The sequence below is a fragment of the Patescibacteria group bacterium genome (assembly GCA_035549555.1).
In the GTDB taxonomy this organism is placed as follows: domain Bacteria; phylum Patescibacteriota; class Microgenomatia; order UBA8517; family UBA8517; genus Co84-156.
Genome location: DASZQR010000010.1, coordinates 250664 through 275419, shown reverse-complemented (window position 1 = coordinate 275419; position 24756 = coordinate 250664). Strand labels below are relative to the sequence as shown.

Annotated in this window: 31 protein-coding genes and 7 tRNA genes; 15 read left to right on the top strand and 23 right to left on the bottom strand. The window is 34.9% G+C overall.

The window, feature by feature from the left end:
* Window positions 1–10 precede the first annotated feature (10 nt).
* Window positions 11–463: a hypothetical protein gene (locus tag VG895_02295; protein ID HWA51856.1), complete on the top strand. Its 453-nt coding sequence runs from the start codon at window positions 11–13 to the stop codon at window positions 461–463.
* Here VG895_02295 and VG895_02290 read toward each other — a convergent pair.
* Window positions 438–1628, bottom strand: a complete 1191-nt coding sequence (locus VG895_02290; GenBank protein HWA51855.1) for a glycoside hydrolase family 18 protein — start codon at window positions 1626–1628, stop codon at window positions 438–440. The genes VG895_02295 and VG895_02290 overlap by 26 nt on opposite strands.
* Before the next feature lie 30 nt (window positions 1629–1658).
* On the opposite strand from VG895_02290, the gene VG895_02285 reads away from it, so the two are divergent.
* From VG895_02285 to VG895_02275, 3 genes are all read left to right on the top strand, one after another.
* Entirely contained in the window at window positions 1659–2690 is a 1032-nt protein-coding gene (locus tag VG895_02285; protein HWA51854.1) for a 2-phospho-L-lactate transferase CofD family protein, read from the top strand.
* Between the two features lie 84 nt (window positions 2691–2774).
* Window positions 2775–3413 (top strand): VanW family protein, encoded by a 639-nt coding sequence (locus tag VG895_02280; GenBank protein ID HWA51853.1) that lies wholly within the window; start codon window positions 2775–2777, stop codon window positions 3411–3413.
* Between the two features lie 22 nt (window positions 3414–3435).
* Window positions 3436–3509, top strand: a tRNA-His gene (locus VG895_02275).
* A gap of 1492 nt (window positions 3510–5001) precedes the next feature.
* On the opposite strand, the gene VG895_02270 is transcribed toward VG895_02275, so the two are convergent.
* The 5 genes from VG895_02270 to VG895_02250 form a co-directional block, all read right to left on the bottom strand.
* Entirely contained in the window at window positions 5002–5160 is a 159-nt protein-coding gene (locus VG895_02270; protein ID HWA51852.1) for a hypothetical protein, read from the bottom strand.
* Window positions 5157–5636, bottom strand: coding sequence for a helix-turn-helix domain-containing protein (locus VG895_02265; protein HWA51851.1), 480 nt, complete (start codon window positions 5634–5636; stop codon window positions 5157–5159). Before VG895_02265 ends, VG895_02270 begins: the two co-directional genes overlap by 4 nt.
* A gap of 8 nt (window positions 5637–5644) precedes the next feature.
* Entirely contained in the window at window positions 5645–5908 is a 264-nt protein-coding gene (locus tag VG895_02260) for a DUF5659 domain-containing protein (GenBank protein HWA51850.1), read from the bottom strand.
* Between the two features lie 77 nt (window positions 5909–5985).
* A complete protein-coding gene (locus VG895_02255) occupies window positions 5986–6417 on the bottom strand; it encodes a hypothetical protein (protein HWA51849.1) in 432 nt (143 codons plus the stop codon).
* A gap of 42 nt (window positions 6418–6459) precedes the next feature.
* A complete protein-coding gene (locus VG895_02250) occupies window positions 6460–6903 on the bottom strand; it encodes a hypothetical protein (protein ID HWA51848.1) in 444 nt (147 codons plus the stop codon).
* A gap of 101 nt (window positions 6904–7004) precedes the next feature.
* Between VG895_02250 and VG895_02245 the strand changes: the two genes are divergently transcribed.
* On the top strand, window positions 7005–7214 hold the full coding sequence (locus tag VG895_02245) for a helix-turn-helix transcriptional regulator (GenBank protein ID HWA51847.1): 210 nt from the start codon (window positions 7005–7007) through the stop codon (window positions 7212–7214).
* 11 nt (window positions 7215–7225) lie between these two features.
* Here the strand turns inward: VG895_02245 and VG895_02240 are convergent, their stop codons facing one another.
* The gene (locus VG895_02240) at window positions 7226–7597 is read right to left on the bottom strand and encodes a hypothetical protein (protein HWA51846.1); all 372 of its coding nucleotides are present in this window, start codon (window positions 7595–7597) and stop codon (window positions 7226–7228) included.
* Between the two features lie 48 nt (window positions 7598–7645).
* Here VG895_02240 and VG895_02235 point away from each other — a divergent pair, with 48 nt between their 5' ends.
* Window positions 7646–8365, top strand: a complete 720-nt coding sequence (locus tag VG895_02235) for a hypothetical protein (GenBank protein ID HWA51845.1) — start codon at window positions 7646–7648, stop codon at window positions 8363–8365.
* Between the two features lie 54 nt (window positions 8366–8419).
* On the opposite strand, the gene VG895_02230 is transcribed toward VG895_02235, so the two are convergent.
* The gene (locus VG895_02230; protein ID HWA51844.1) at window positions 8420–9427 is read right to left on the bottom strand and encodes an Ldh family oxidoreductase; all 1008 of its coding nucleotides are present in this window, start codon (window positions 9425–9427) and stop codon (window positions 8420–8422) included.
* Entirely contained in the window at window positions 9424–10299 is an 876-nt protein-coding gene (locus tag VG895_02225; GenBank protein ID HWA51843.1) for a DUF1749 domain-containing protein, read from the bottom strand. Before VG895_02225 ends, VG895_02230 begins: the two co-directional genes overlap by 4 nt.
* A gap of 123 nt (window positions 10300–10422) precedes the next feature.
* On the opposite strand from VG895_02225, the gene obgE reads away from it, so the two are divergent.
* Complete coding sequence (gene obgE, locus VG895_02220) at window positions 10423–11370, top strand: GTPase ObgE (protein HWA51842.1); 948 nt, start codon at window positions 10423–10425, stop codon at window positions 11368–11370.
* Here obgE and VG895_02215 read toward each other — a convergent pair.
* Window positions 11362–11637 carry a hypothetical protein gene (locus tag VG895_02215; protein HWA51841.1) on the bottom strand — a complete coding sequence of 92 codons (276 nt, stop codon included), beginning with the start codon at window positions 11635–11637 and terminating at the stop codon, window positions 11362–11364. The genes obgE and VG895_02215 overlap by 9 nt on opposite strands.
* Before the next feature lie 21 nt (window positions 11638–11658).
* Between VG895_02215 and VG895_02210 the strand changes: the two genes are divergently transcribed.
* Complete coding sequence (locus VG895_02210) at window positions 11659–12696, top strand: quinone-dependent dihydroorotate dehydrogenase (protein ID HWA51840.1); 1038 nt, start codon at window positions 11659–11661, stop codon at window positions 12694–12696.
* Here VG895_02210 and VG895_02205 read toward each other — a convergent pair.
* Window positions 12696–12766: transfer RNA gene (locus VG895_02205), tRNA-Gly, on the bottom strand. The two genes, VG895_02210 and VG895_02205, sit on opposite strands and share 1 nt — an antisense overlap.
* A gap of 201 nt (window positions 12767–12967) precedes the next feature.
* Here VG895_02205 and VG895_02200 point away from each other — a divergent pair.
* The 3 genes from VG895_02200 (at window position 12968) to VG895_02190 (ending at window position 16189) form a co-directional block, all read left to right on the top strand.
* Window positions 12968–13043 (top strand) — tRNA-Pro (locus VG895_02200).
* A gap of 35 nt (window positions 13044–13078) precedes the next feature.
* Window positions 13079–15259 (top strand): glycosyltransferase, encoded by a 2181-nt coding sequence (locus VG895_02195; GenBank protein HWA51839.1) that lies wholly within the window; start codon window positions 13079–13081, stop codon window positions 15257–15259.
* A 129-nt stretch (window positions 15260–15388) separates the two neighbouring features.
* A complete protein-coding gene (locus tag VG895_02190; GenBank protein ID HWA51838.1) occupies window positions 15389–16189 on the top strand; it encodes a hypothetical protein in 801 nt (266 codons plus the stop codon).
* A 159-nt stretch (window positions 16190–16348) separates the two neighbouring features.
* Here the strand turns inward: VG895_02190 and VG895_02185 are convergent.
* Window positions 16349–16432: transfer RNA gene (locus tag VG895_02185), tRNA-Leu, on the bottom strand.
* Window positions 16433–16471: 39 nt separating this feature from the next.
* On the opposite strand from VG895_02185, the gene VG895_02180 reads away from it, so the two are divergent.
* A complete protein-coding gene (locus VG895_02180; protein HWA51837.1) occupies window positions 16472–16933 on the top strand; it encodes a hypothetical protein in 462 nt (153 codons plus the stop codon).
* Here the strand turns inward: VG895_02180 and VG895_02175 are convergent.
* The 4 genes from VG895_02175 to VG895_02160 form a co-directional block, all read right to left on the bottom strand.
* On the bottom strand, window positions 16913–18589 hold the full coding sequence (locus VG895_02175) for a CTP synthase (GenBank protein HWA51836.1): 1677 nt from the start codon (window positions 18587–18589) through the stop codon (window positions 16913–16915). The two genes, VG895_02180 and VG895_02175, sit on opposite strands and share 21 nt — an antisense overlap.
* A gap of 49 nt (window positions 18590–18638) precedes the next feature.
* Window positions 18639–18866, bottom strand: a complete 228-nt coding sequence (locus VG895_02170) for a hypothetical protein (GenBank protein ID HWA51835.1) — start codon at window positions 18864–18866, stop codon at window positions 18639–18641.
* A gap of 10 nt (window positions 18867–18876) precedes the next feature.
* The gene (locus VG895_02165) at window positions 18877–19317 is read right to left on the bottom strand and encodes a GNAT family N-acetyltransferase (GenBank protein HWA51834.1); all 441 of its coding nucleotides are present in this window, start codon (window positions 19315–19317) and stop codon (window positions 18877–18879) included.
* A gap of 1 nt (window position 19318) precedes the next feature.
* A tRNA-Arg gene (locus VG895_02160) sits at window positions 19319–19390 on the bottom strand.
* Window positions 19391–19433: 43 nt separating this feature from the next.
* Here VG895_02160 and VG895_02155 point away from each other — a divergent pair.
* Window positions 19434–20519: a GTPase gene (locus VG895_02155; protein HWA51833.1), complete on the top strand. Its 1086-nt coding sequence runs from the start codon at window positions 19434–19436 to the stop codon at window positions 20517–20519.
* On the opposite strand, the gene VG895_02150 is transcribed toward VG895_02155, so the two are convergent.
* From VG895_02150 to VG895_02140, 3 genes are all read right to left on the bottom strand, one after another.
* Window positions 20516–20839 (bottom strand): hypothetical protein, encoded by a 324-nt coding sequence (locus tag VG895_02150; GenBank protein ID HWA51832.1) that lies wholly within the window; start codon window positions 20837–20839, stop codon window positions 20516–20518. The two genes, VG895_02155 and VG895_02150, sit on opposite strands and share 4 nt — an antisense overlap.
* A 1-nt stretch (window position 20840) precedes the next feature.
* Window positions 20841–20914: transfer RNA gene (locus VG895_02145), tRNA-Gly, on the bottom strand.
* 74 nt (window positions 20915–20988) lie between these two features.
* Window positions 20989–21061, bottom strand: a tRNA-Phe gene (locus tag VG895_02140).
* A 507-nt stretch (window positions 21062–21568) separates the two neighbouring features.
* Here VG895_02140 and VG895_02135 point away from each other — a divergent pair.
* The gene (locus tag VG895_02135) at window positions 21569–21859 is read left to right on the top strand and encodes a hypothetical protein (protein HWA51831.1); all 291 of its coding nucleotides are present in this window, start codon (window positions 21569–21571) and stop codon (window positions 21857–21859) included.
* Window positions 21856–22386: a hypothetical protein gene (locus VG895_02130; protein HWA51830.1), complete on the top strand. Its 531-nt coding sequence runs from the start codon at window positions 21856–21858 to the stop codon at window positions 22384–22386. The genes VG895_02135 and VG895_02130 overlap by 4 nt, the downstream gene beginning before the upstream one ends.
* 26 nt (window positions 22387–22412) lie before the next feature.
* On the opposite strand, the gene VG895_02125 is transcribed toward VG895_02130, so the two are convergent.
* From VG895_02125 to VG895_02110, 4 genes are read right to left on the bottom strand one after another with little or no spacing between them, the layout of a single operon-like run.
* The gene (locus VG895_02125; GenBank protein ID HWA51829.1) at window positions 22413–22724 is read right to left on the bottom strand and encodes a hypothetical protein; all 312 of its coding nucleotides are present in this window, start codon (window positions 22722–22724) and stop codon (window positions 22413–22415) included.
* A 21-nt stretch (window positions 22725–22745) separates the two neighbouring features.
* Entirely contained in the window at window positions 22746–24122 is a 1377-nt protein-coding gene (locus VG895_02120; protein HWA51828.1) for a hypothetical protein, read from the bottom strand.
* The gene (locus tag VG895_02115; protein ID HWA51827.1) at window positions 24112–24384 is read right to left on the bottom strand and encodes a hypothetical protein; all 273 of its coding nucleotides are present in this window, start codon (window positions 24382–24384) and stop codon (window positions 24112–24114) included. The genes VG895_02120 and VG895_02115 overlap by 11 nt, the downstream gene beginning before the upstream one ends.
* Window positions 24381–24632, bottom strand: coding sequence for a DUF5659 domain-containing protein (locus tag VG895_02110; protein HWA51826.1), 252 nt, complete (start codon window positions 24630–24632; stop codon window positions 24381–24383). The genes VG895_02115 and VG895_02110 overlap by 4 nt, the downstream gene beginning before the upstream one ends.
* Window positions 24633–24756 lie beyond the last annotated feature (124 nt).

The following is a 24756-nucleotide window of genomic DNA, read 5'->3' as shown; positions in this document are numbered from 1 at the left end:
TCGTTAACTAATGCAAAACGACTTTACACCTGACGCAACTCCAGATATTCATATTGGAACTGAGACAACTCCTGCGACAAATGGTACAAATCCAACAATTCCGCCAGCCACTCCTCAGCCAACTACAACACCAATTAGCCCTGAACCAAGCCCGATAACTCCTATGCCTATGCCAAATGATTCGAAGAAAAAAACAATGATGATGGTTTTAATTATTGTGATAATTATTGCTTTGCTTGCAATCGGCGGAGCAGTTTATTTTTTGCTTCTTAAAAAGCCAGCAACTGCAATTCCTACTTCAACTCCACAGGCAACTATGACTACTGCACCAACTACATCGCCAATATCTTCTTCAACGCCAGTACTGACACCTACACCAACAAGCACGGATAGCGCAACGATAGACATTAACTTGAATACAACTGCGACAACAAGCGCTACTCCTTCAGCAACTCCTCAATAGGATTGAAGATATTTCCACTTTGATTTTCATAACCTAAGGCCCAAATTGCTAACCCCCCCAGATTATTGCCTTTGATAAAGTTTATTTTGGAGCTAACACTCTTCATATCAGGGTAAAAATATTGCTGAAAAGTATTTGAATCGGTATTTTTATAAATTAAATAACTTTCCTGAGCAACATTATCAAACTGAGCACTGCAAGTTGCACAATTACTTAATAAATTTTCCAGATCTTTATTATCTTCTATAAATGCTGTGGTTGGAATTACAGCAGAACGAGGAAAATTATCTATAGTTTCCCATGAATATCCATAAAATGGCATTCCTAATAAAATATTTTTAGGGTCAATTAATTTACTTGCAGCATTTATTGCACTTTGGGTATCAAATTCACTTTCGCTTCCAGCTCCATATAAAGGAGCGACAGGGCCTGTCACCAACGAGCTTGGGGAATGAAAGTCGTAGGCCATGACAACAATATAATCAAGATAATTTATGATATTTTTGGGAACAGAAAGATGATCATCGCGAACTAAATCAACAGGAATAATATCGTCGCTTAACGTAAGACTTGGAATTTTGGATTTAATTTGATCGTGAATTTCTTTAATAAATAATTGGTAATTTAACTGCGCTGAGGGAGAGGCAGTATCCGTGCCTTCAATATCCATATTAAGATCCGAGAAACCGTATTGAGAAATAATTGGCGTAAGGTCATTTACCAAATTATCTGCGTGATTTACAGGATCAGAAATTAATTCATTGATTGAATCCTGATCTCCGTCAAAAATTGTTAGAGAGAGTTTGATATTATTTTGCCTTGCATTATCAAAAAATGGATCTAATTTGCCGGAAGTTAGAGCTAAATATCCAGGCTCTGATTCTCCAGGCATTGTGAATTTTAGAATTGAACCATCTGTGTCTGGCGTCAAACTAAAATAATCTAAATTGGTTATTTTGCCAGCATAATTTTCACTTGCACTACTTAATAACCAATAAGGCAAAAATCCCAACACTTCCTTATTTGTTTTTTTTGAAGTTGAGACTGTTGTAGAAACTGGATTTTTTGAAGATGGCTTTTGAATTATATTGGTTAGTAAAAAGCCAAGACTCAAGCCAAAAACTAAACCTAAAATAATTACTGAAAGATTTTTAAATACTTGCATAAATACAGTATAATATATTTCGGATTTTATATGGTTGATTATGAACAAAATATTGTAACAGTTGGAGGAGGAAGTGGTTTGCCTGTTGTCAACGAAGCACTTTTAAGAACAGCAAAAGTTGACTTCATAACTGCAATTGTTACTCCGTTTGACAACGGCGGATCTACTCGCATGGACAGATTAGATTCATATGGAACACAAATTGGTTATGCGGATGCAATTCGAGTATTATTTTCTCTAATTGACCCTGAACAGTTAGATCCAAACAAGGTTGCTACTCTCAAAAGATGGTTTACTCAAAGAGATGAAAAAGATAGAGTACCAGCAAGAGGAATAGTTCACAATTCGTTTACAGCTGATAATGGAATTTCTCAAATTGAAAGAGATTTTTGCAGCCTTGGTGTAAATTTAAAAGGAGAAGTGCTATTTTCCAGTACAAAATCGAGCCAAATTGTGTTTACGACAGAAGACAATGATTATTTTGAAGGAGAGGATATGCTTGATATTCGCTCGACAACACCAGATACCGTTCGAAATATGAAGCTTAAGCCGGAAATTGATGCATTTCCCAAAGCTATTGAGGCTATTAAAAAAGCGAAATTAATAATTCTTTCTTGTGGCTCTGTACATGGCTCAGTTTTGTGTAATTTTTTGCCAACTGGAATGAAAGAAGCAATGGAAGAAACTGCTGCAAAAGTTTATTGGGTTACTAATTTAACAAGTACAAAAAATGAAACAGATGAAGCAACTCCAATTTCAATGGTAAGACTTGCTGAAAAATATACTGGAATTCAAATTTCAGGCCTAATTGTCCCACAAATGACACGTGAACAGTTTAATGAAGAACACCCTGAAGTGGCTGACAGATATAAAAAACGTGAATCCTCTCATTTTTTAGGATGGAGCGAAGACCAACTTGATGAAGCGCATAGTGCTGGTATTGAAATTGTTAAGCATGATGCAATAAAAATCATTAGGATTAATCTTCCCGAAGATGCTTATAAGTTAATAGTTCGCCATGATCCTGTCAAACTTGCGCAATCTTTAAAATCTATAGTTTAAACTTGACAATAAGCTAAAAAACCTATATATTATGGGTTATAAAGGCTCTCGTGTGAGAGCCTTTTTTAGTGCCTAAAGGAAAATATGTTATCAAGTTATTTGCTAACTTTAGCCTTAGCTTTTGCTAATCCGACACCTTTTGAAGCCGGAAGCACTTCTAGTGCCCAAACAACCATTGCAAGCCATGTTATGCCTATGACTGACAGATATGCAGTCCAAAGCGTAAATACTGTATTTAAAGATAACATCTTGCTTACTCTTCGTTATATGGACGGAGAAATTAAATCAAAAGCTGATATTGATTGGAATAAAGTTGAATCTGATTATCATTATTCATTTACTTTACAGCCTGGCCAAGAATTTGCTTTCCATGACAAAGTTGCGAAGCAATATGATAATGGGCAAATTGTTCAGGAAACAAACGCACATTTTGATTTTGATGACGGATTTAAGTCTGATGGATATCTAACTGGAGACGGCGTTTGCCATCTTGCTTCTATTATTGATTGGGTTGCAAAAGACGCCAATCTACAGGTGACCGCGCCAACAAACCATAATTTTGCCAACATTCCTGATGTGCCTAAAGAATACGGAGTTGCTATTTATGAAGGTCCAGATGGAGGGGAAATGACAAATTTGTATATTACAAATAACAAAAATGTTCCTGTAACTTTCAAATTTGATTATACAAATAATAATTTAACCGTGAGCGTCAGTGAATGAGTTTTGGTATAATAGCCTTATGGTGGCTGTAGCTCAGTTGGTTAGAGCGCGTGCCTGTGGAGCATGAGGTCGGCAGTTCGAGACTGCTCAGCCACCCATAACGATTTTTTAGTACCTTCCAACCTCTTAATTATCTCAAAAGATTGACTCAAATACTCTGTTCTAAAACCTGGATATTGATAAATTATATTCTGCGGGAATATCGAACTAACGAGCGTCTTTTTCTCAAATAAGTCTTTGCTTTGTGTCCAAGCTTTGTCCAAATTCCATAAAAAGTTATTCATAAAATTGACTAAAATATCTATGTCTATTTTTTGCAGTTTTGCCTCGCTTTTAATAGTCTTTTTTACTAAGATTTGATCTTCAATTAACTCAAGTTGTTCTTTGAAAGCTTCATCTGAATAAATTCCCTGTAAGTGCTTTTGTCCGAGTTTCTTTCTTACTTCATATAAGTCGCTTAGTTCTCTGTCTACACCTTTTTGTTTATTTATTAAGTGAGAATATCTATCTTGCCATTTTTCTTTTACCATTGCAGTAAATAACTGAACAAACTTTTTCTTTGGTTTTACTTTGGTCATAAACTGAATAAATTCTTTCTCAAAGTTTTCTTTGGGAACAGAAGGGCTAAAATGAGATTTTTCTAAACAATAATAATAAGGGTATTTGCGTTTTGAAAAGGCAGCTGTCATTAACTTCCCGCACTTGTCGCAAATGACATGACGCCTTAATGGGAAACTTTCGTTTAATCTGTTATATTTCATGCCGACAGTTCGGGAGCGTTTATCTATAATCCCCTGAACTTTATAGAATAAATCTTCACTTATCATAGCTTCATGATTGCCGATTTTATCGGTACCCCAATCTTTATTTGCCACATAGCCGGCATAGAATTTATTTCTAAATAGTCTTTGAGTTTGTTGTTTTTTTGTGATGGGGATAAGTCTGTTATTTTTGTATTTGACTCTAATATTTAGCTTTCGCATGACTGGAATAATCGAATCAAGTGTGTAAATTCCCGTTGCCATTTCTTCCCATGCTTTTTTTACTGCCTCAAATTGTTCAGAGTCACGCTCGATAATTTGTTTCTCGTCTTTTGTTATATTTATGTAGCCGACTGGTGCTTTGCCGTTGGCCCAGCCTGATTCTAATCGTTTTCTCATTCCGTCTTTTGACCTTAAACTTTTTGTTGCATTATCCAGTTTTGCACTTGCTGCGAGAAGCGTTTCAAGAAATTCACCAGTTGGACTATTTTCGACAGGTTCTGTAACAGATATAATTCTGATTCCATATTTTGAGAGCTGTCTTTTGATTGCCAGAAAATCATAAGTATCGCGGGATATTCGATCTATCTTGTAAATAAATACAGCGGATACTTCTTTTTGATTTTTTCTGCAATCTTCTAACAGCCTTATAAGTTGTGGGCGATTTGTAGTCTTTGCACTTACCCCTTCTTCTCTATAAATTCCATTTTCCACTATCTTAAATTCTTGTCTTTCAGCTTCTCGTAAACAATAATCTTGTTGATTATCAAGGCTAAAATTAGAAACCTGTTCTTCAGAACTAACTCGCAAATATGCGTAAGCTTTTTTCATAATTGTTTATACTTCTTTACCTTATACTTTCTTTCAAAATGACGCAATCCAACCTCAATAATGCCATTAAAAGTGTTAATAAGTGATTGAATTTCTTCATCAGGCATATTTTTTGCAAGTTCACCTAAAAACTTTTTAGCGCTGGCTATTGTCATATGCGACCTCCACTCGTAGACAAACTTCTTAGATTAAGGTCGTTTACTCTCTTTCTTAAAAGTTCCAAACCTTCATTATTCTTTGTATTCTTATTTGTATTCTTACTATTAGAAGTTTCTAACAACTGATATAACGAATTTGTAACAGTTCTTATGATATTTTTATCACCTTTATCTTTGCTAAATGTGATAGTTTCATCACAAAAGTCGTAAATATTTGTTTGAGAATAGCCTCTTCTTCGCTTGAGTATAAATTTATGTTTTTCTAACCATGTGGTATGGTGATTTATAGTTTCTCTTCTTTTACCTAAATCGTTGGCCAACCTTTGTTGCGAAGGGAACGCTTTGTGGTGACCATATGCATAAGACTTTATGTCAACATAAACTCGAAATACGCAATCAGGTATTTTTCTATTTCTTATTACCCAATTTGGTATTAGAGTGAAATCGCTTTTTGGCTTAGAATATATACTCATTTTTATAGCTAAGATTCTTGATATAATTTGTCTTTTAGTGTCTTGATTGCCGAAATAAGAACTCGAGCATCTACGAGTACTTCAGAGTTTTGATTTTTTGAAAAATTGAAATTTCGAACCAACTTACGAAGTTTTGCTGTATCAGAAAAAACAAATTGCGAACGACGATTTCGTGTATTGTTTTTTTCAATGTCCAAAAGCTCCAAGTCTTTTGCAATCAAAAAACAAGATAAATAAAAATTGGCACTTTTGAAATTTTTATTCTCATTCATAACTCAATACTAAATTGAGTTTTTTACTTGTTCTAGTGAGGTGAACTAGTGAAAAGTAGGGATAAATGGGGACAGTTTCATTTCCACTTGTCTTGAATTGTCATTGATGCGCCCCTGTTTATTATTTTTATTGTTATGGGAAGATTTTGTAAACTCTTTTTTAAATAATAAACATTTCTTCGCATAGACTGATTTATCACCTTTCGTTTACCTTGTCTGGGGTATTTTCTACCAAATGAATGCTCGTAAAGTTCTTTATACGGCCAATGGGCTAAACTATTTTCGAAGAGGTAATGAAAAATAGCAAATTTTTCTGACCACGTATTTGGGAAGGTGTGTACTACTTTATTTTTGTAAATAAGCAGCCCCTTGTTATTTTCTGAAATTTCCAATTTCCAGTTTCGTAGATTGGTACGCTTAATTTGCATATAGCCAAATAATTCATTAGATTTCCATAAGGGAATTTCCATATTTATATTTATTTGCTTGTATTTTACACTTATTAACACAAAAAGCGGATCATATTGATCCGCCTTCTGTTAAATAAACATTTACTGAACTACTTCACAACTATCTATCTTAATAACTCCAATGGTTTGCCCTCCAACTGTACCTTTTACTGTAACTGTCTGGCCGTTTTTAAGAGGGATAAGCTCACTTTTGTCTGTTATATTGCAGTTTATTTGAGTCATTGAATACTGTTTAGTTGCTACATTGTAAAATGAAATTCCGCTATCTGTTATATTTGAGATTTGAGCGCTGAATTGAACTACTTTATTATTCCATTTATCTTTTGCGGCAACTTGGTTAGTATCAAAATCATCTGCTATTTGGCTTGCTGTAATCGCTTCTGGTGTGCTTGTAGGCTGTATCAGAGCATTATTATTGCTTGTAGTTACCTTACTGTTTTTGCTACTTCCGGCAGCCCCAATAACTCCAAGTACAACTAAAATTACAATAACTCCCAGACATCCGATCCCTAATTTCTTCTTCAATTTACATCACCTCTTTTCATGCTTGTTTTGTGCCTGATATTTGGCATTCTCGCCACATACAAATTATGGCACAGATGCCAAACTTATTCAACTTATAGCTTATGGCTACGATTACAGAGAGATTTGGAAGTAAAGTTAGAAAACTTCGTGAACAAAAGAATATGTCACAACTTGAACTCGCTCAAAAGTCTGGCCTTGATCTAACTACAATTAACGAAATTGAAATGGGTAACAGAAGCCCGATGTTAAAAACAATCTGGAAAATATCAAATGCATTACAAGTAAAACTAAGCAGTTTGTTTGAGTTGTAATATATTAACTTTCAGTTTGTATTATCAACTATTTCCACTTTTATCCCTGTAATAATTTTTTCAGGCTCAACACTAGCAAAATTTGCTTTACCTTCAGTTTTGTCAGCAACAAATTTGAAGGCGTCAAGATCATTTCTTGCTTTAATTATGGCCAGATATGCTAAGTCAGCTGCAACACAACGCTTATCCGGGTCGTTTTCTTTCCAAGCCATAAATTCACTAACAGTCAGAGATTTGAAGTAGTTAAGCCAATATGTGAAAGACTGATAATTTTTTGGTCTGCCGTTGTGGGTTATATTTTCAGGGTGTTCGCCTAGTCCACCAATTCCCTTCGGGTTACGGTTGTAATTTATAATTTTGACTTGTTTCGAAGTCTGTTCCATGCCTAATTGTATTCTATTTTTTGTTAGCATAGAATTGTATACTGTTGTATGTATTTAACCCACAGCCACCAAGTTTTGCCATCAGTCGGTTTATCGAACAATGCAGCAGTTGGGGCAGCAATCGGATCATTTACGGCTTTTATTTTTGGATTGATTGCCTATAACTACACTAAAAAAAGGGAAAAATGGATTACACACCATAATGCTTTGGTAAAAACTGAACGACTTGTAAATAGACATTTGAACGAAATTACTGGAAATGTTTTTTTGCTGGAAGGCGCGATTAAAACTTTCGAAAAAGACGCGTTTAGTGAAAATGTACTAGATCCGTTGGAAAGCCCAGACTATATGATTGATTTCCACAATCTCGAATTGGTAAACACATATCAAGATTACGAAGCTCTTGTCGACAAAGTTAACCACGACCTGTCTGCGTGGAATAAATCAAACGAAAGACTTTTTAATGTAGCTCTTAGCGGCAAAGTTCCGCTGGCGGATATTGATTTAAATCGCAAAGAACTTACAAGAAGATCGCGAGAAATAACGAGTCATTTAGAAGATTTGCTGGAAGAATCTTATACTATTGGCGCTTATGTCAGAAAGTTTATGGCTGTCGATAAACCAGACTTTTTTGGTCGCTTGGGTCCTACTGAACGAATTAAACTTACAGAGCAAGAAATTTCTAGTGAAAGAAAAAAATTCGTTAAAGAAAGTAAAGATACGATTGAAAGAGACAAAAATGGTCGACTTAGCAAATACAAGCACTAAAAAACACAATGAAAGCTGCGATAAACGATTATTTTGATCTTAATTAAGTTAATGTTAATTGTTTTGTAGTTTTTCTAAGGCTGAAGAAAACTTTTCCCAATCTCTGTCTTTTATTTCAACCACGCCAGTTTTTTGTGCCTCTTCAAGATAGACTGAACCTCTTTGCCCTGGAACTCTAACTGGTTCATTTGGATTCATTGGTGGAATAGCTAAAATATCATTTGCTAATTTTGTTGTTGAAGCTTTGAAATCTTTGATGTCGCCAAACGAAGCTGGATCAATAACTATAATAAGTGTTCCAATATATTTTTGTGAGTCCGATGGTTGATCTAATCCGCTTTTGCCTCTGACAAGTGCTCCGCTTAAAACTTCTAACAGAAGGTTAATCGCATAACCTTTGTATCCACCAAAGGGAAGTATTGCAACTGCATCATTTGGATCCGTAGTAATTACACCTTCTTTGGTTAAATATGCATTATCAGGGAGTTTTTCACCATTTTCTTTTGCCTGTCTAATTCTACCCCAAGCATACATAGCTGTTGCTGCATCAAAGATTATTGGGAAACTATTTGTTGGAATTCCATAAGCAATAGGGTTTGTACCAAATATGTCTTTTTTACCGCCATGCGGGACAACACCCTGCGGCCCACCATTTTCTGCAATTATTGCTATACAATCTTGTGCCGCAATTTTACGGCAAAAGACATCAAAGAAGTCATTATAAGTGCTGTCGTAAATTCCAAAAGCATAAATCCCTTGCTTTTTCGCTGACTTTACAATTTCATCTATATAACCAGCTGTGATTAGAGGCGCAAGTCTACCATTTCCCTTAATAAGTTTCAACGAAGGTTTGTCTACAACGATTTCTTCTTTGTCCACTCTGATGTTATCTATAAGCCTTGCATGCTTGCCCGGTAATTCTCCAATCGGGCTAAATTGATTACCGATTATTTCTTGTTCAACAATTAAACCAGTGAAGGTTTCAATATCATGCGAAGGCATACCTACAAGTTCAAGATATTTACTTACTTTTTGCTTCAACTCACTCGTTTTTATTTTCATTTTTTAATAAACTCAATCGCCTCATCAACCATAATGTCTTGATGTGGTGCAAAAGAATGAACAGCGCCGTCGATTATCTTTCCAGTTGAATTTGGGATATTTTTTAAAAGAATATCCATTGCTTCTTTTGGGTGCTCGGGGTTTGTTGGGTAAAAATATTCGTCTTTGGATCCGACAATAATTTTTGTGGGTACATTTATCTTTTTTAATACCGGGAAATCATAATTTTTGTTTGAGAACTCAAACATTCTACCAAACTCATCTTGACTGTACCAGCTGACATAAGTTTTATATGAAAGAACTATACTGTCAAATTCATCGGTAACCATTTCTTCACCTCTTCCACTGTCAACCATTTTTTGTGCGCTTTTAAGAGTTTCTTCAAGAGGCTTCTTCGTGTAAATTTCTAATCCAGCTTTTTTGTCAAAAGGTGCTAGCAGTATAAGTTTTTTAATTGAATCTTTGTTTCTTCCCGTAAGCAAATATCTAACAACCTTATAGGTTCCCAGTGAATGACCTGATAGAATTATGTCTTTGTAACCTTTTTCTAAGAGAAATCTTACCCAAGCACCAATATCTATATGGCAATCTTCAATAAGTTCATATCTTGCTCCGATTGTCGTTATCTTCTCATCAGTAGTATTAAAGTCTTTTATTTTCTCACTACCTCTTGTATTTACTGTAAGAAAAGATAGATTTTCGGCTTTTGATCTCTCTGCTAGAAGTTGCACGAATTTATTTTCATAAAAGTTTCCCTCAAAACCATGAATATGTAGTATGGCTTTACTACCTTTTCCCGAAACAAAATAACCTTGAAGATAAATATTATCTGAAGTGGCAACTTGCACCAGTGAGGGACTAGATATTTTCATCTGCGTGTATTATAGCCTATTATGAAATCAAGCAAAAGCATAGCTCTTCTGTCCGAACACTTTGAACAATTTACTCATTTCACTTATAATTTGTTCTAACTGAAGATCGTTAAGAACCCCAATATGTTAGTAGATATTATTGAAGTTGTTTTTAAAGGTGGACATGGAGGGCGCGGGATTGTTTCATTTGGAAAAATGGCAAGAAGCGGACCTGACGGGGGAAATGGAGGCCGGGGAGGAGATTTGTTTGTTCGGGCAACTTCAGATATAACATTACTCAACCAATTTAATTCTGAAAATTTTGCTGCGGCAGAAAATGGGCAACCAGGCGGACGAAATAAAACAAGTGGAAAAGATGGAAAAGATTTAGAAGTTTTATTGCCTGTTGGTACCAGCCTGATTGATAAAAAATCTGGATTAACAATTTTGGAGTTAAAACAAATCGACCAGAGGGAACTTGTTTGCAGGGGAGGACTTGGCGGGAAAGGAAACTGGGAATTTAGAGGGCCAAAAAATATTACTCCAATGTATGCGCAATCAGGATTTGCTGGAGATAAAAAAGATTTGATATTGTCGCTACGTTTAATTGCAGATTATGGCTTTATTGGGCTTCCAAATGCTGGAAAAACAAGTTTACTTAATGAATTAACTAATTCAAAAGCAAAAACTGCAAATTATGCCTTTACTACTTTGACTCCGAATATTGGAGTATATAACGGTAAATATTTAGCCGATATTCCAGGTCTTATTGAAGGAGCATCGAACGGAAAAGGGCTGGGGATAAAATTTTTAAAACACATTGAAAAGGTTGATGTGCTTTTGCATTGTATTGCTTCAGATTCTCCCAACCCTGAAAAGGATTACGAAACAGTTAGAGGAGAATTAAAAGCATATAACAGCGAATTGTTAAATAAAAAAGAGATAATTTTATTAACCAAATCAGACATGGTTGAAGACAAAAAAACCTTAAAAGAATTAATAAATAGAATGAAGCTTCTTAATAAAAAAGTAATGCCTATTTCTATTCATGACTTTGAAAGTATTGAAAAATTGAAAAAAATTTTAAAGTGAAGTATCTGATTTCTTTTTGTTTTCTTCACCTGGTTTAATTCCTTGTTCGTGAGCGACATCGTCTTTGGTTATTTCATCTCCAATAGGAGTTTGTTCATCGTCGTCACCAAAAGCCTCTTCATGCAACTTTTCTTCGTTTGTTACACCTTCTATATCATTATCTGCTTCTTCATCTGGTGTTAAATTTTCTTTTGGGTCTGCAAGTTCGCTTGGGTCATGGGTAATTCGAGTTAAATCGTCGCTTTGATAATCATCATTTTGTGCCATGAATAGAGTATAATTTGTGCAATGAATAAATACAAGGTCATCAATTCTCTTTATAAAACTTTTTTTAAGCCAGCAGCTTTTTTGATGGATGCAGAAACTGTCCATGACCAGATGACAAGAACAGGGGAATTTTTGGAAAATTATCCAAAACTAGTCGAATATTTTTTTAGTTACAAAAACAAGAATTTAGAGAAAGAAATATTGGGAATAAAATTTGATAATCCAATTGGGCTTTCGGCCGGTTTTGATTATGATGGACATTTGGCACAAATTATGAAAAATGTTGGGTTTGGGTTTAATACTGTTGGTACTGTAACTTATGACTCTTATCAGGGAAATAAAAAACCAAGACTAGCAAGGCTGCCAAAGTCAAAGTCGCTTTTAGTTAATAAAGGTTTTAAATCAGAAGGAGCAAAAGCTATTGCCAAAAGATTGAATAAGAAAAAACTTGAGGGACATGTTATTGGAATTAGTATTGGAGACCGGCAGGGAAATATTAAAAATATAATTAAAGTCTTTGAAATATTTAAAGACAAAAATTATGCAAAATATTTTGAATTAAATATTAGCTGCCCAAATATTCCAGCAACTGATGCTTTTAGCAGCAACCCTGAAAGGTTTGAAAATTTGGTTAAGAAAATAAAAAGTTTGAAAGTTAATCAGCCAATATTTTTAAAAATGCCAAATGAAATTGATATTAAAAAATCGGACAAATTAGTTTTTATTGCCAAAAAATATGGAATACAGGGATTCATATTTTCTAATTTGGTAAAAGACCGCAATAATCCAGCTTTTGATAAAAAAGAGATAAAACGCTTTGAAAATAAAAAGGGGAATTTTAGTGGCAAACCAACGTTTGAAAATTCAAATAAATTAATAAAACATACAAGAAAAAAATTTGGCAACAAAATAATTATTATTGGAACTGGAGGGATTTTTGATGCGCACGATGCCAAAATGAAATTAAACGCAGGAGCTGATTTAGTGCAATTAATTACTGGAATGATTTATGAAGGACCACAGATTGCTGGAAGTATTAATAGTGAATTGTCTTCTTGAGCGGGTAGGGAGAATCGAACTCCCACAGACAGATTGGAAATCTGTCGTTCTACCATTAAACCATACCCGCTAATATTACGAATAAAGTTTAATGTGCAAGCTGTGCTTACCATTAAACCATACCCGCACGTTGTAACACGAAGCGCTATTTCATCCCGATTGTATCGGGATTTGTCGCTAATCGGTTACTCCTTCTCGAATTGCAAGCAATTCGCAAAAGATAACACAATTATAGCAGATTGAATGTAAAATGGGGTATAATAGGATCTCACGGGGTGTGGCTCAGTTGGTAGAGCGCCGCGTTTGGGACGCGGAGGCCATCGGTTCGAACCCGGTCACCCCGACCAAGAAATTTTAACTTTTGCAAGAGTAATACGTTTTTATGACAAAAAAACCAACTTTAGTGTTTTTATCGACCTACCCACCAAGGAAGTGCGGGATAGCTACATTTACTCAGGACCTTGTGCATTCTATTGAAAAACTTACAGGTCCTACCGTCGAATGCAAAATTGCTGCTTTAAATCTTTCAGAATCAGATGCATATGAATATCCAAAGGAAGTTTACTGGCAACTTATTCAAACTCAAAAGGAAGATTTTAGTGAATTTGCAGAAACAATAAACAATGATGATTCGGTTAGCGCAGTAGTTATTCAACACGAATATGGAATTTACGGCGGAGAATTTGGAGATAATCTTCTAGCTTTTACCTCTAAATGCAAAAAGCCAATTTCAATTACATTTCATACTGTAATTCCTGACCCTCCTTATAAAATGCAGAACGTAACAAGCGAATTAATAGATCATGCAACTAGAATTGTAGTTTTAACTGAAACTTCAAGGCAAATTATTGAATCGATTTACCAAAATGCGATTGGAAAAGTTGTTATTATTCCTCACGGAATTCATCCTGTAAGTTTTTCAGCTCCAGGGCATTTTAAAAATAAGTTAATGTATACAAACAAAACTTTACTTACAACCTTTGGATTACTTAGCAGAAGTAAAGGAATTGAATATGTGATTAAAGCTATGCCGAAAGTAGTTAAACAATTTCCTGATGTAGTTTATCTTATTTTAGGTGAAACACATCCAGTTGTTAGACTTCAGGAAGGAGAAAGTTATAGAAACGAACTTTATGAACTCGTGGATAAACTTCATTTAAAAAAACACGTAAAGTTTTATGACAAATATTTTTCTGTCGATGATTTGTTAACTTTTCTTAAAGCGACTGATATTTACATTTCGACTTCATTAGCTCCAAACCAAGCTGTAAGTGGTACTTTTTCATATGCACTCGGGACAGGAAGGGCAGTTGTTAGCACTGATTTTGCTCAGGCTAAAGAATATTTACACAAAGATCTGGGAGAAATTGTTCCAATGAAAAATCCACAAGCTTATGCTGATGCAATAATTAAACTTCTTTCCCAAAAAAAGAAACTTTACACAATTCATCGAAGGGCTTATAACGCCACTCGTAATATGGTTTGGAGCAATGTTGCCCTTGAATATTTAAAAAATTTAGATGTCAGTATTATTCCGGAAATTAATTTAAAACATTTGATTGATATGACAGATGATTTTGGAATGTTTCAGTTTGCAAAAGGAAAAGAAGCGGACAGCGAGTTTGGATATACGCTTGATGATAATGCAAGAGCTGCTGTTGCCTGCAGTTTATTAATCAAAAAAGGACAAAAAAGAATTGTTACCAAAGAATTAGCAAAATATATTAAATTTATTGAGCACTGTATAGAAGGCGATAAACTTTTAAATTATATTGATTATCCAGAACATATGGCGACAGAACAAAATAATCTGGAGGATTTGCAAGATACTTATGCAAGGACTTTGTGGGCCCTTAGCGAAGTAATTACTAACGAAAAAATTCCAGCAAACATCAGGCGCGATGCAAATAAAATTTGGAAAAAAATAAGCTTAAAGGCAATTGATGTGACACATTTAAGGAGCCGGGCGTTTACGATAAAAGCATTATGTAATATTGTAAACGGAAATAAAAATCATCCGTTTACAGAAATTATTAAAAAACATGCAGAACACATGGTCAATGCTTTTTATGATAAAACAAGCGAACATTGGCATTGGTTTGAGCACGAATTGACATATTCTAATGCAATAATTCCTGAAAGTTTATTGCTTGCCGGATGTTTGCTTGATAATCGAGAGTTTCTGGAAGTGGGCGAGAAAGCGCTTGGGTTTTTGATTAAGCATACTTTTATAAATGATCTGTATTTTCCAATTGGGCAAAACGGATGGTTTAAAAAAAGAAAGGCTAGAGCCCATTTTGACCAGCAGCCAGAAGACCCCGCCAGCATGGTGCTTGCCCTTACAACAGCTTGGAGATGTTTAAAAGACCCTAAATATTCACATCTTGCCTTTCAATGTTTCAGTTGGTTTTTGGGAAATAATATGCTCGGGTATAGCATGTATGACTACACCGATGGCAGCTCGTTTGATGCCATTACTCCTTCAGGAGTTAATCATAATCAGGGAGCAGAATCACTTTTGTCTTATTTGCTTGCAAGATTAAAAATTGAAGAAATTGTGTAGTGCGGAAGACGATTCTTATTTTGAACCATTTCTTCCTCTTCTTTCGCATTTTACCAGGCTAATGGAAACCTATCAATCTATGGACAATTGATTATTATGTACACCATTGATACAATTAGACACATTAATATGTCAGATAGATCTAAAGAACAAGCTGAAAGTGTTTGGAGGATATTAGGTTCTGATCCTCGATGGGCCAATAATGACTGGTTAACTCCTATTGGACAAGAAGCAGAAGCTATATTTGCAGGCGTAGATCCAAAAACAAAAATAGAAGTAGCATGTGCTGTGCATAAAAATCTTGATACAGGTGCGACTGACATTCCATGGACTACTGTATTTCCCTCTGATGATATCGATGATGTTTGTCAACGGTTATTACTAACCCTTAAAACGCCAGATTATCAAACTCCGGCATATGATCCAGAAATGAGTGAACTTACTGCTCAAATCCATGACCTTCTAAGAAAGCATAATGCTATTGAAGGTTTTGGCACTAGACAGCAAGCTTCATACCATCTTGTTCAAGTTGCTGCGGGGAAACCTGAAGAATTATTTAGGACCTTCACTGATTATTCTCGAAGATATCCTCAGTACGTTGAAAATTGGGTTGAAGACCTAACAAAGTTTTATGGCCTCCAAGCAGTTGATAAAGCCGAAAAGGATCATCCAGAATTATTTCTATTACTTGCGCAAACCCGATACGAATCCTTTTTATCGTACCATCCATCTCAAGAACAAATTGATTTTAATAAATACATAGTCGATCAACTAGCAAAGTTGTCCGAAGGTGATTTTGAAAAACTGCTTGAGGAGAACGAAGCCCGTTTAGATCCATATGCAAAAGCCTCTTATGCACTTCGAGGTTTAACGTATGACAGACATTTTCAAAGGCAAATGAGAAGTGGCGGATCCTGTAAGCTCCAGTAACTTTCACTCGATTTTTTGTAAACAAGGTGGTTCAAGTCTTGTCTTTTCGTTACAAATTTTAAGGCTAGGTTATAAAGAGGGGTTTGAGCTAAACAAAATAAAATTTAGCTCGATATATCAAGCTATTATTGACTTTAGGGAACCTAGCGTCTCCTCTAGTGCCGAGAGAGGGACTCGAACCCTCACGAATTATGCATTCGCGGGCTCTTAAGGCCCGTGTGTCTGCCATTCCACCACCTCGGCGAATAGCTATATTTTAACATTCTGATAAAATAACGCAAAATGCCAGTAGTATCTGAAAGAATCGTGCAAGTTGAACGAGTGATAAATGATCTTCGTGTCACACAGAGAACTTTTGGTATGGTTCGTCGTGAACTCAATCTTGAATTGCCTGATAAACCAGAAATGGATGAGGAAAGTAAAATTAGATATGAAGAATTTTTATACCGAGTAAGGGGATATTTAAAGATTATAAATAATGAGGATTTGCCATTATACATAGAAAGAGGTTATGTACTTTCTGTTGATTTGCCCGAGAAAATATGTATGTCAAAACCAGCAACCTATAAACACTTAGGTTTATTGTATCCTGACTGGAAAGATAAATTTCTGAAAGTAATAATTCAAGATTCTCATCGCACTTACTTAATACCTCCATATGTTGTTCAAACATTAATAAGATATGAATCGTCAAATCTTGATCAAAGACGTACAATGATTACATTACTTCGTAATAGCTTTTAAAAATCCAATGAAGACTGGGTGGGGAGTGAGAGGACGGCTAATATATTCAGGATGATATTGGGTACCGACAAAAAAGGGGTGGTCTTTTAATTCGATTGCCTCTACCAATTTCCCGTCTGGAGAAGTGCCAGAAATTATAAAGCCAGCTTTTTCAAAATCAGTTTTATATTCATTATTAAATTCATATCTGTGGCGATGTCTTTCATAAATAACCCTTTTTGCTTTTTTACCTTCCCGGTCAAACGTCCATGGCGAAATTGGATTGTCGTCATAGTTTTTATATAGTTTTGAAAGTATTGTTTTTTCCTTTAAAACACATGGCCATGCCCCAAGGCGAATAGTGCCACCATATTGGTGTTTGTCTAAATATGCCTGTTGATCTTTCATTACGTGAATTACCGGGTGCAATGTTTTTGGATTTGCCTCTGTTGTGTTCGCATCGTTATATTTAAGAACGTTTCTTGCAAATTCTATCGTTGCCATTTGCATACCAAAGCATAGTCCTAAGTAAGGAATTTTATTTTCCCTTGCAAACTTTGCAGCATCAATTTTCCCTTGCGTCCCACGGCTTCCCCAGCCTTGGGGAACGATGATTCCTTCAAAATCTTTTAAAATTTTGTCACCCTTCTTTTCTATTTCTTCACTATCTATCCAGGTTAGTTCCGGTGTAACTCCGAGAAACCATGAAGCGTGGCGAATTGATTCAACTACTGAAACATATGAATCTACTAATTTATAATCACCTGTAGCAAAATATTTACCCACAACCGCAATTTTTACTTTTTTGGGCCAGACTTTAAGTGCTCTTTTTGTCATTGTCTGCCAATTCTTTAAATCTTTATGTTTTTTGTTTTTAAGCCCCAGTAAAGTAATGCAAGTCGATGCTAAATGGTGATTTTGTTGATGAAAAAGAAGAGGGACTTGGTAAATTGTATTCAGATTTGGCGAAGAAAAAATCTGAGTGGGCTCAATGTTACAAAACAATGCCAGGCGGTCGAGGCGGCGCTGGTCAATTTTGTTTTCGCTTCTTGCAATTATTATATCTGGCTGAATTCCCATACCGTTTAAAATGTGGACTGACGTTTGCGCTGGCTTACTTTTTAGCTCACCGATATTTGCTAAATAAGGAATGTAGGTAACATGAACATGGATAACATCATGTGGATTTTTTAATTTCAAAATACGCGAAGCTTCATAGAAAATTCCGTTTTGGTATTCGCCGACTGTCCCGCCTAATTCAATTAACGTAATGTCTGCTTTATGATTTTCGCCAGCTAATTTAATACGCCTTATTATTTCATCGGTTACATGAGGGATTGCCTCGACATCCTCACCGTCATAACCAAAGGCACGCTCGCGTTCTATGACTTCTTTGTAAATTTGACCAGTTGTGATGTAATTGCTGCGATTTAAATTTTCATGAAGAAATCTTTCGTAATGGCCCAAATCTTCATCTGTTTCTATTCCATCATGGGTTACAAAAACTTCGCCGTGCTCTTGTGGGCGAATTGTCCCAGCGTCCACATTTAAATACATATCTATTTTTACAGGTGTTACTTTGAAGCCGCGAGATTTCAGAAGAAAACTTAAAGAGGCTGCGACAATGCCTTTTCCAAGGCCTGACACCACGCCACCACTGACGAAGATATATTTCACTTACATAATTAAAATATTACTAAAGGATGAGGTATGTCAAGAAGGGGAATCAGCGAGTAAGGGCTCTAGAAACACGGACAAGAACTGAATCTTTATAAGCAGTACAAGATAAAAGTCTTTTAAGTTTTTGTTCACGTCTTTGTTGTTTTGCATGCCTTACAGTTGTATTTTCAATCAAATAAGATAGATGTTCTATTTCTAAAAGAACACGCTCTCTTTTTTTTGTAAATTTATCTGTTAATAAACCAAATTCGTCTATTTCTTTTCCAAATTCCATTGTTGATATTTTAATCTAGAAGAAAGTTATTTTCAAATCTTTGAAATCCACATTTCTCAAGTACACGCCAGCTTGCAGGGTTCGTTACCCCTGAAGCTGTGATTTGTGTAACTTTAAATTTGTCTTTAGCTGTTTTTATAATTTGATGAACAGCTTCTGTAGCAATTCCTTTATTCCATAATTCTTTAGCCCCTATCACATAACTAATTTCGACAGAGTGGTGGTCGTTATCAAAATCTCTTAAACCAACATGACCAATATTCCTTCCTTTGTGGAAGATTGAACAATAATAAAATGAATTATTTTGTAAACTATCAAGCCACAGACTAATTTCTGCTTCGGTTCTTGGAGTTGTTGAGTAAAGATATTTTCTAACTTCTTCATCATTAAACCACAGTAGATAATCAGGTAGCGCCTTTTGAGTAATTGGTTCAATTTTTATCTCTACCATGTGCACCTGGGGGGAATCGAACCCTCATCACTTGTTCCGAAGACAAGTACTCTATCCGTTGAGCTACAGGTGCTTAGGCATAATTATATCAAATTCTGTATAATTCACGTATGGGAATGGCTAAAGAAGATGTAGTCAAAATGCAGATCAAGCGAGTTGAAAAAGAACTTCGCGATTTGCCACATCACAAAGGAACTGATCATCATATTGGCCGGCTTCGGGCAAAGCTTGCGATTTTGGAGGAAAAATTGGAATCTCCAAGCGGAGCAAAAGGCGGAGGCGGGGGAGGATATGCTGTAAAAAAACAAGGAGATGCAACTGTTGTACTTGTTGGGCCGCCGTCTGCTGGAAAATCCACGCTTCTTAATTTACTCACAAATGCTGAAAGCAAAGTTGCAGCTTATGCCTTTACAACTTTAACTGTCATCCCTGGAATGATGGATTATAAAAATGCAAAAATACAAATTCTTGATGTCCCAGGATTAATTGAAGGAGCACAGGAAGGAAAAGGAAGAGGGAAAGAAGTTTTGGCAGTAGCGAGAAACTGCGATTTAATTGTTTTCATGACTGACCCAGATAGATTAGATTTTTTCAAAAAACTTGTGAAAGAATTAGAGCAAGCGGGAATAAGGATAAACAAAATCAAACCACAAATAAAAATTGAAAAGAAAACTAATGGCGGGCTTTATGTACATACAAATCTAAAACAGGATTTGGATAAAGAAACTGTTAAAGAAGTTGCGACGGAATTTGGAATCAAAAATGGAGAAATAACAGTTAACGAAAAATTAACAATGGAACGCTTGATTGATGCATTTTCTAAAAATAGAGTTTATATTCCAGCAATTTATGTAGTTAATAAAAGTGATACTTTGGATAAAAAAGAAAATGAAAAAATAGATACAAGAATACTTAGAATTTCTGCTGATAAAAATACCGGAATTGAAGAAATGAGACAAAAAGTCTGGGAAAAATTAAACTTTATAAATGTTTTTTTATTTAACAAAGCAAATGAAGAATTTGACGAAATAAAAATAGTAAAAAATGGAATAACTTTACAGGAGCTTGGGGAAAGTATTGGGGATAAATTTTTAGAAGGAAAGACTGCTGCAAAGATTTATGGAAAAGCTGCAAAATTTGAAGGACAGGAAGTAAGTCTGACTATAAAAGTGGTTGATGGAATGAAAATAAGATTTATTTAAGAAGGTGGCCCAAAACCCATTGCAGCTAATAAAATTAAAAGCAGAAGTGCTAATATTGGAATAATTAATAAAACAAAAGTTAATACAACAATAATAATTTCTTTCCTCTTTAGATTCTTTTTTAGATTATTTTTAATGCCGATGAGAAGGAAAATAAAACCTGCAATAGGGGATGCAACAAAAATACTACTTAATAATCCATAAAGGGAAAAGTTGAAATTATGAATGTTTTCTTCAAAATTATAAGTAAAAATAGATAAAAAAAATAAAATACTGAAAAACAGTGAAATGAAAAAATATTTTGATTGGAAATTTTTCATTTGGAGCGGGTAGCGGGAATCGAACCCGCGTACTCTGATTGGCAACCAGATGCACTACCATTATGCTATACCCGCGAGTCTTCGAGCGGGTCACAAGACATTTCTAACCAAATGGCTTATACCCGTAATACTCGCAATAAGTAAAATTGTGCCGAGAGTAGGAGTCGGACCTACATCTGACGCTCTTCAGGCGCCCGCCGTGACCACCTTGGCTATCTCGGCAAATTCTGATTTGACGAGACAAGCTATGCTTATCTCGGCATGAAGCAATTTTACCATTAAGGGAGATGAATGAAAAGTTTTGCGAAGATAAATAAAATAATTATTCCAACTACAATTAAAAAGACAAATCCTAGTTCTGGAGTAGTAAATAACGCATTTTGAATTTTTCGGGCAATTAAATTCAAATAATACATTAAATTGGGTTGATAATTATTCTGCATTAGTGGGCGGTACAGGGCTCGAACCTATGACCTTGAGGATGTAAGCGAAATGCTTCATCGCACAAATTTTAGGTTTAATCCCATCAACTGGGTTTAGTTTAGCACAACCATATATTGGTATAAAACGATTGTTTAAACAAAATATTACTAGAATAATAGATGCAATTATTTCCTTCTTTGGTAAGTGATATTCAATCTTGACATTGAGATCTATGGCAATCTAAAGTAAATGAGAGTGGTTTTGTTAGTTTGACAAAAACTAACTCACAATATATCATAATGCACCATGTCAGATTCTAGTGATACTAAAAAGACTGAGCAAAAGAAAATTACTGCACAAGAAGCAGCCGAATTAGCAGTAAAGCACTATAGAGGAGTTACTAACGACAATACTAGTATCCTACGAGTTTCTGAAACAGAGCTCTCAGAAGATGAAAGCGTCTGGAAAATTACCCTCTCTATCGCAAACCCCTCTGATCCTTTTGCTCTTTATGGGGGTGCTCGTTTGGATTATAAAACGTTTGAAATCAACGCTATGACGGGTATTGTAATCTCAATGAAGATTAGGCCAAATTGAAGAACTTCTCCCTTACAGATTTATCTGAATATTCTAAATATTTAATTAGTAGATATAGAAATGTGGGTGTTTTATTAGACACTAATGTTCTTTTGTTATTGCTTGTAGGTTATTACGACCCTAATTATATTGAGCAAGTTAAACGAATAAGAAAGTTTACAAAGGACGACTATTTTCTTTTGGCATGGCTTGTGAAACTATTTCCAAAACTTGTGGTCACCCCACAAATTCTTGCTGAAATTTCAAATTTTCTTGACTTATCAAAAAAACTTAGTAAAGAACAATTCTTAATCTTTATTCAACTGTTTATAGAGAAAATAAGAGACACAAAGGAAATTTATAAAGAGAAAAATGACATGGTTATACATAATTTATTACCTACGTTAGGTTTTACTGACGTGTCAATTTCTATGCTTGCTGAGAAAAAGAGATGTTTAGTTATTACAGCAGATGGTCCGCTTGCCCAACGCATTAGAGAGAAGGGTAGCGATGTGATAAATTTTGAAGAAATTAGAATTAAATTATAAAAGATATAATCTATTTTTTTGTTTTTTTACTTTTTACTATCTTGCATCCAAAACTCATCTATTGATTCCTGTATTTCTTCGTCTCGTTTGTCTTCAGCTTTTAGGGCTTCTCTTAACTCCTGAATCCTTTCAGGATCGAATTTATCTTCGATTTCTTCCTCAAGCTCTTTATCTGTATAGTTATCATACCCCTTAAAACCCATGCACATTAATTCTTTTAGGTCATAGTAACATCTAGCAAATACCCATTCTTCGATACAATCCATTATTAGTAAATCGATCATCTCGTACCTTTGCTCTGTTTTTATTTTTGTTTGTTTAACCTGTTTTTGATTCATTGTTATCACCTCCTTCTGTGTTCATAAAAACTCATTAAATATTTTTTCTTCGGGACTTGCCAAAGTTTCTTGCTTTTCTATCGCAACTTGCTTGTCGTTTGTGTTTTTAATTTCGATTAGATTTAGGCATTCATTTGAGTAAAACCATTCAAATTCTTTTTTGAATCTAATCATTTTTGACGGTCTTCCAGGAAAATCATCGCAATCAGTAGTCATATCAACGATTCCAAGAATTTTTAATTTTTCCATTTCTTTATCTGCTGTGGTAGAAGAACAATTTAAGCGTGTAACAATCTCTGTAGTCGTTGCTGCCCCATTGTTTAATATAAGAAATCTGAATATTTTTGTTCGTGAACTGGGAGCTGAATCAAATGCCACATTTAATACGATTTTGACATCTTCGCTGCTTATTTGGGTTCTATCACAAACTAAAGCATGGCCACGAGCTAGGTTATACAGTATTTGATTTATTCTGTCTGGTTTCTCAATTACAGGTTCTTGGTATGAATAGTCTGTCCCGTCCAGTGAACTATCTTTCCACACATTAATACTACCTCTGAGCTTTGCCAAAATCGATGCAGCTCGAGAAATTATTTTAATTATTTCCATAGAATCATTTTGTTTGTTCCAAGTTATTCCATTAGGGAATGTTTTAAAAAGTGTTTCAATATAGCTTTGGCTAGCACTAGTACACATCTTTTGTTTTTCTTTCCACGAAGACTTGATTAGTTGTTCAGCAAGCTCTACTTCGGTTTTCGTTGTACTTAGAACATTCAAGAAAAATAGCCTAGACCCTAAGTTACCCATTAATTTGAAAATCCTTGGAGAAATAGGAGTTGAGGCAGCTAGAAGCATGAAATTGTAGCTACCAGAATAACCTCTACTTCCATGTACTCCTGCGTCAATTTGTAAACCTTCACCGTCCATTACACGCGTTAAAACACCCATATTTCGAAGTAGATCGTCGTCTCTTTGCCCGAACAGGGGAGCCATATCACGAATTATTAATACTTTATCTTTAATTCTTGGAAGTAAATCAACTTCGGCGAGTTTTTCTTTTTTGACATTTGCTGCCTGAGACACGAACGAGGATGGGGTAAAATTATCTGTCGCATAGGTGTAATCAGTTCCTGTGAACATATTTAGAATAATTGTTTTCCCAGCACTTGGGACATCGACTAAAACAATTGCACATGGATTGACAATGTCTTCTATTAAAAGCTGACCAAACATACTAAGACATACTTCTGCAGGCAAAACTAGTTCTGGGAAGTTAATTTTGATCACATCTTTCCATTCGGAATAATTCGATGTTTTTCCAACTAAATTTGACAGCGTGTTATCGTTTTCCGTCATAGGGTCTGATTTAGTTGGAATATTATTTTCTTCAAGATTCATAAAAAAGTACCTCCTTTTGTGTTGGGTATTTAGAAAATATCTTGTTTATTTTTCCTTGCCAGTATTTGTTATTCTCAGTTGTGCCGGATGCTTCATTTGCCATTATTAAAGCTTTAATTGATTCAACAGTTTCTCTGTCAGTCCAGATTAATAAAGCTGCCCTAGTAAACGTATTTTTGGAGAAATATGCTTTAGAGAGATATTCTTGAGATAAATTATCATGTTTAATAAACTCTTTTTTGTAGTGTTCAAATGCGCTCATTTTGTACCCTCCTCATATAGTCTTGATTTGAGCATTTTCAATTGATTAAAATGCGCGATTGGTTCTATACGAAGCTCTTTTCTCCAATATTGATTGATTAGTTTGTCCAATTCTTCATTTTTTTTGAAAGCAAATTCGATTTTTTGGGGATTAGTTCTATCAATAAATTCAATTGGGGCAAAAAGAGATAATGTGCTACAAAGACTCAAATCACTTGTGAAAAAATACTCATCTGGATCTTTATTCATATCTTTTAATATGAATATCATCGTGTATTTAAAATAACTTTTTAAAATCGGTATAACTACTTTTTTAGGCTTAAATTTACTCTTTTTATTGTATTTACAAAAAGGGGTTACTTTTATAGTATCA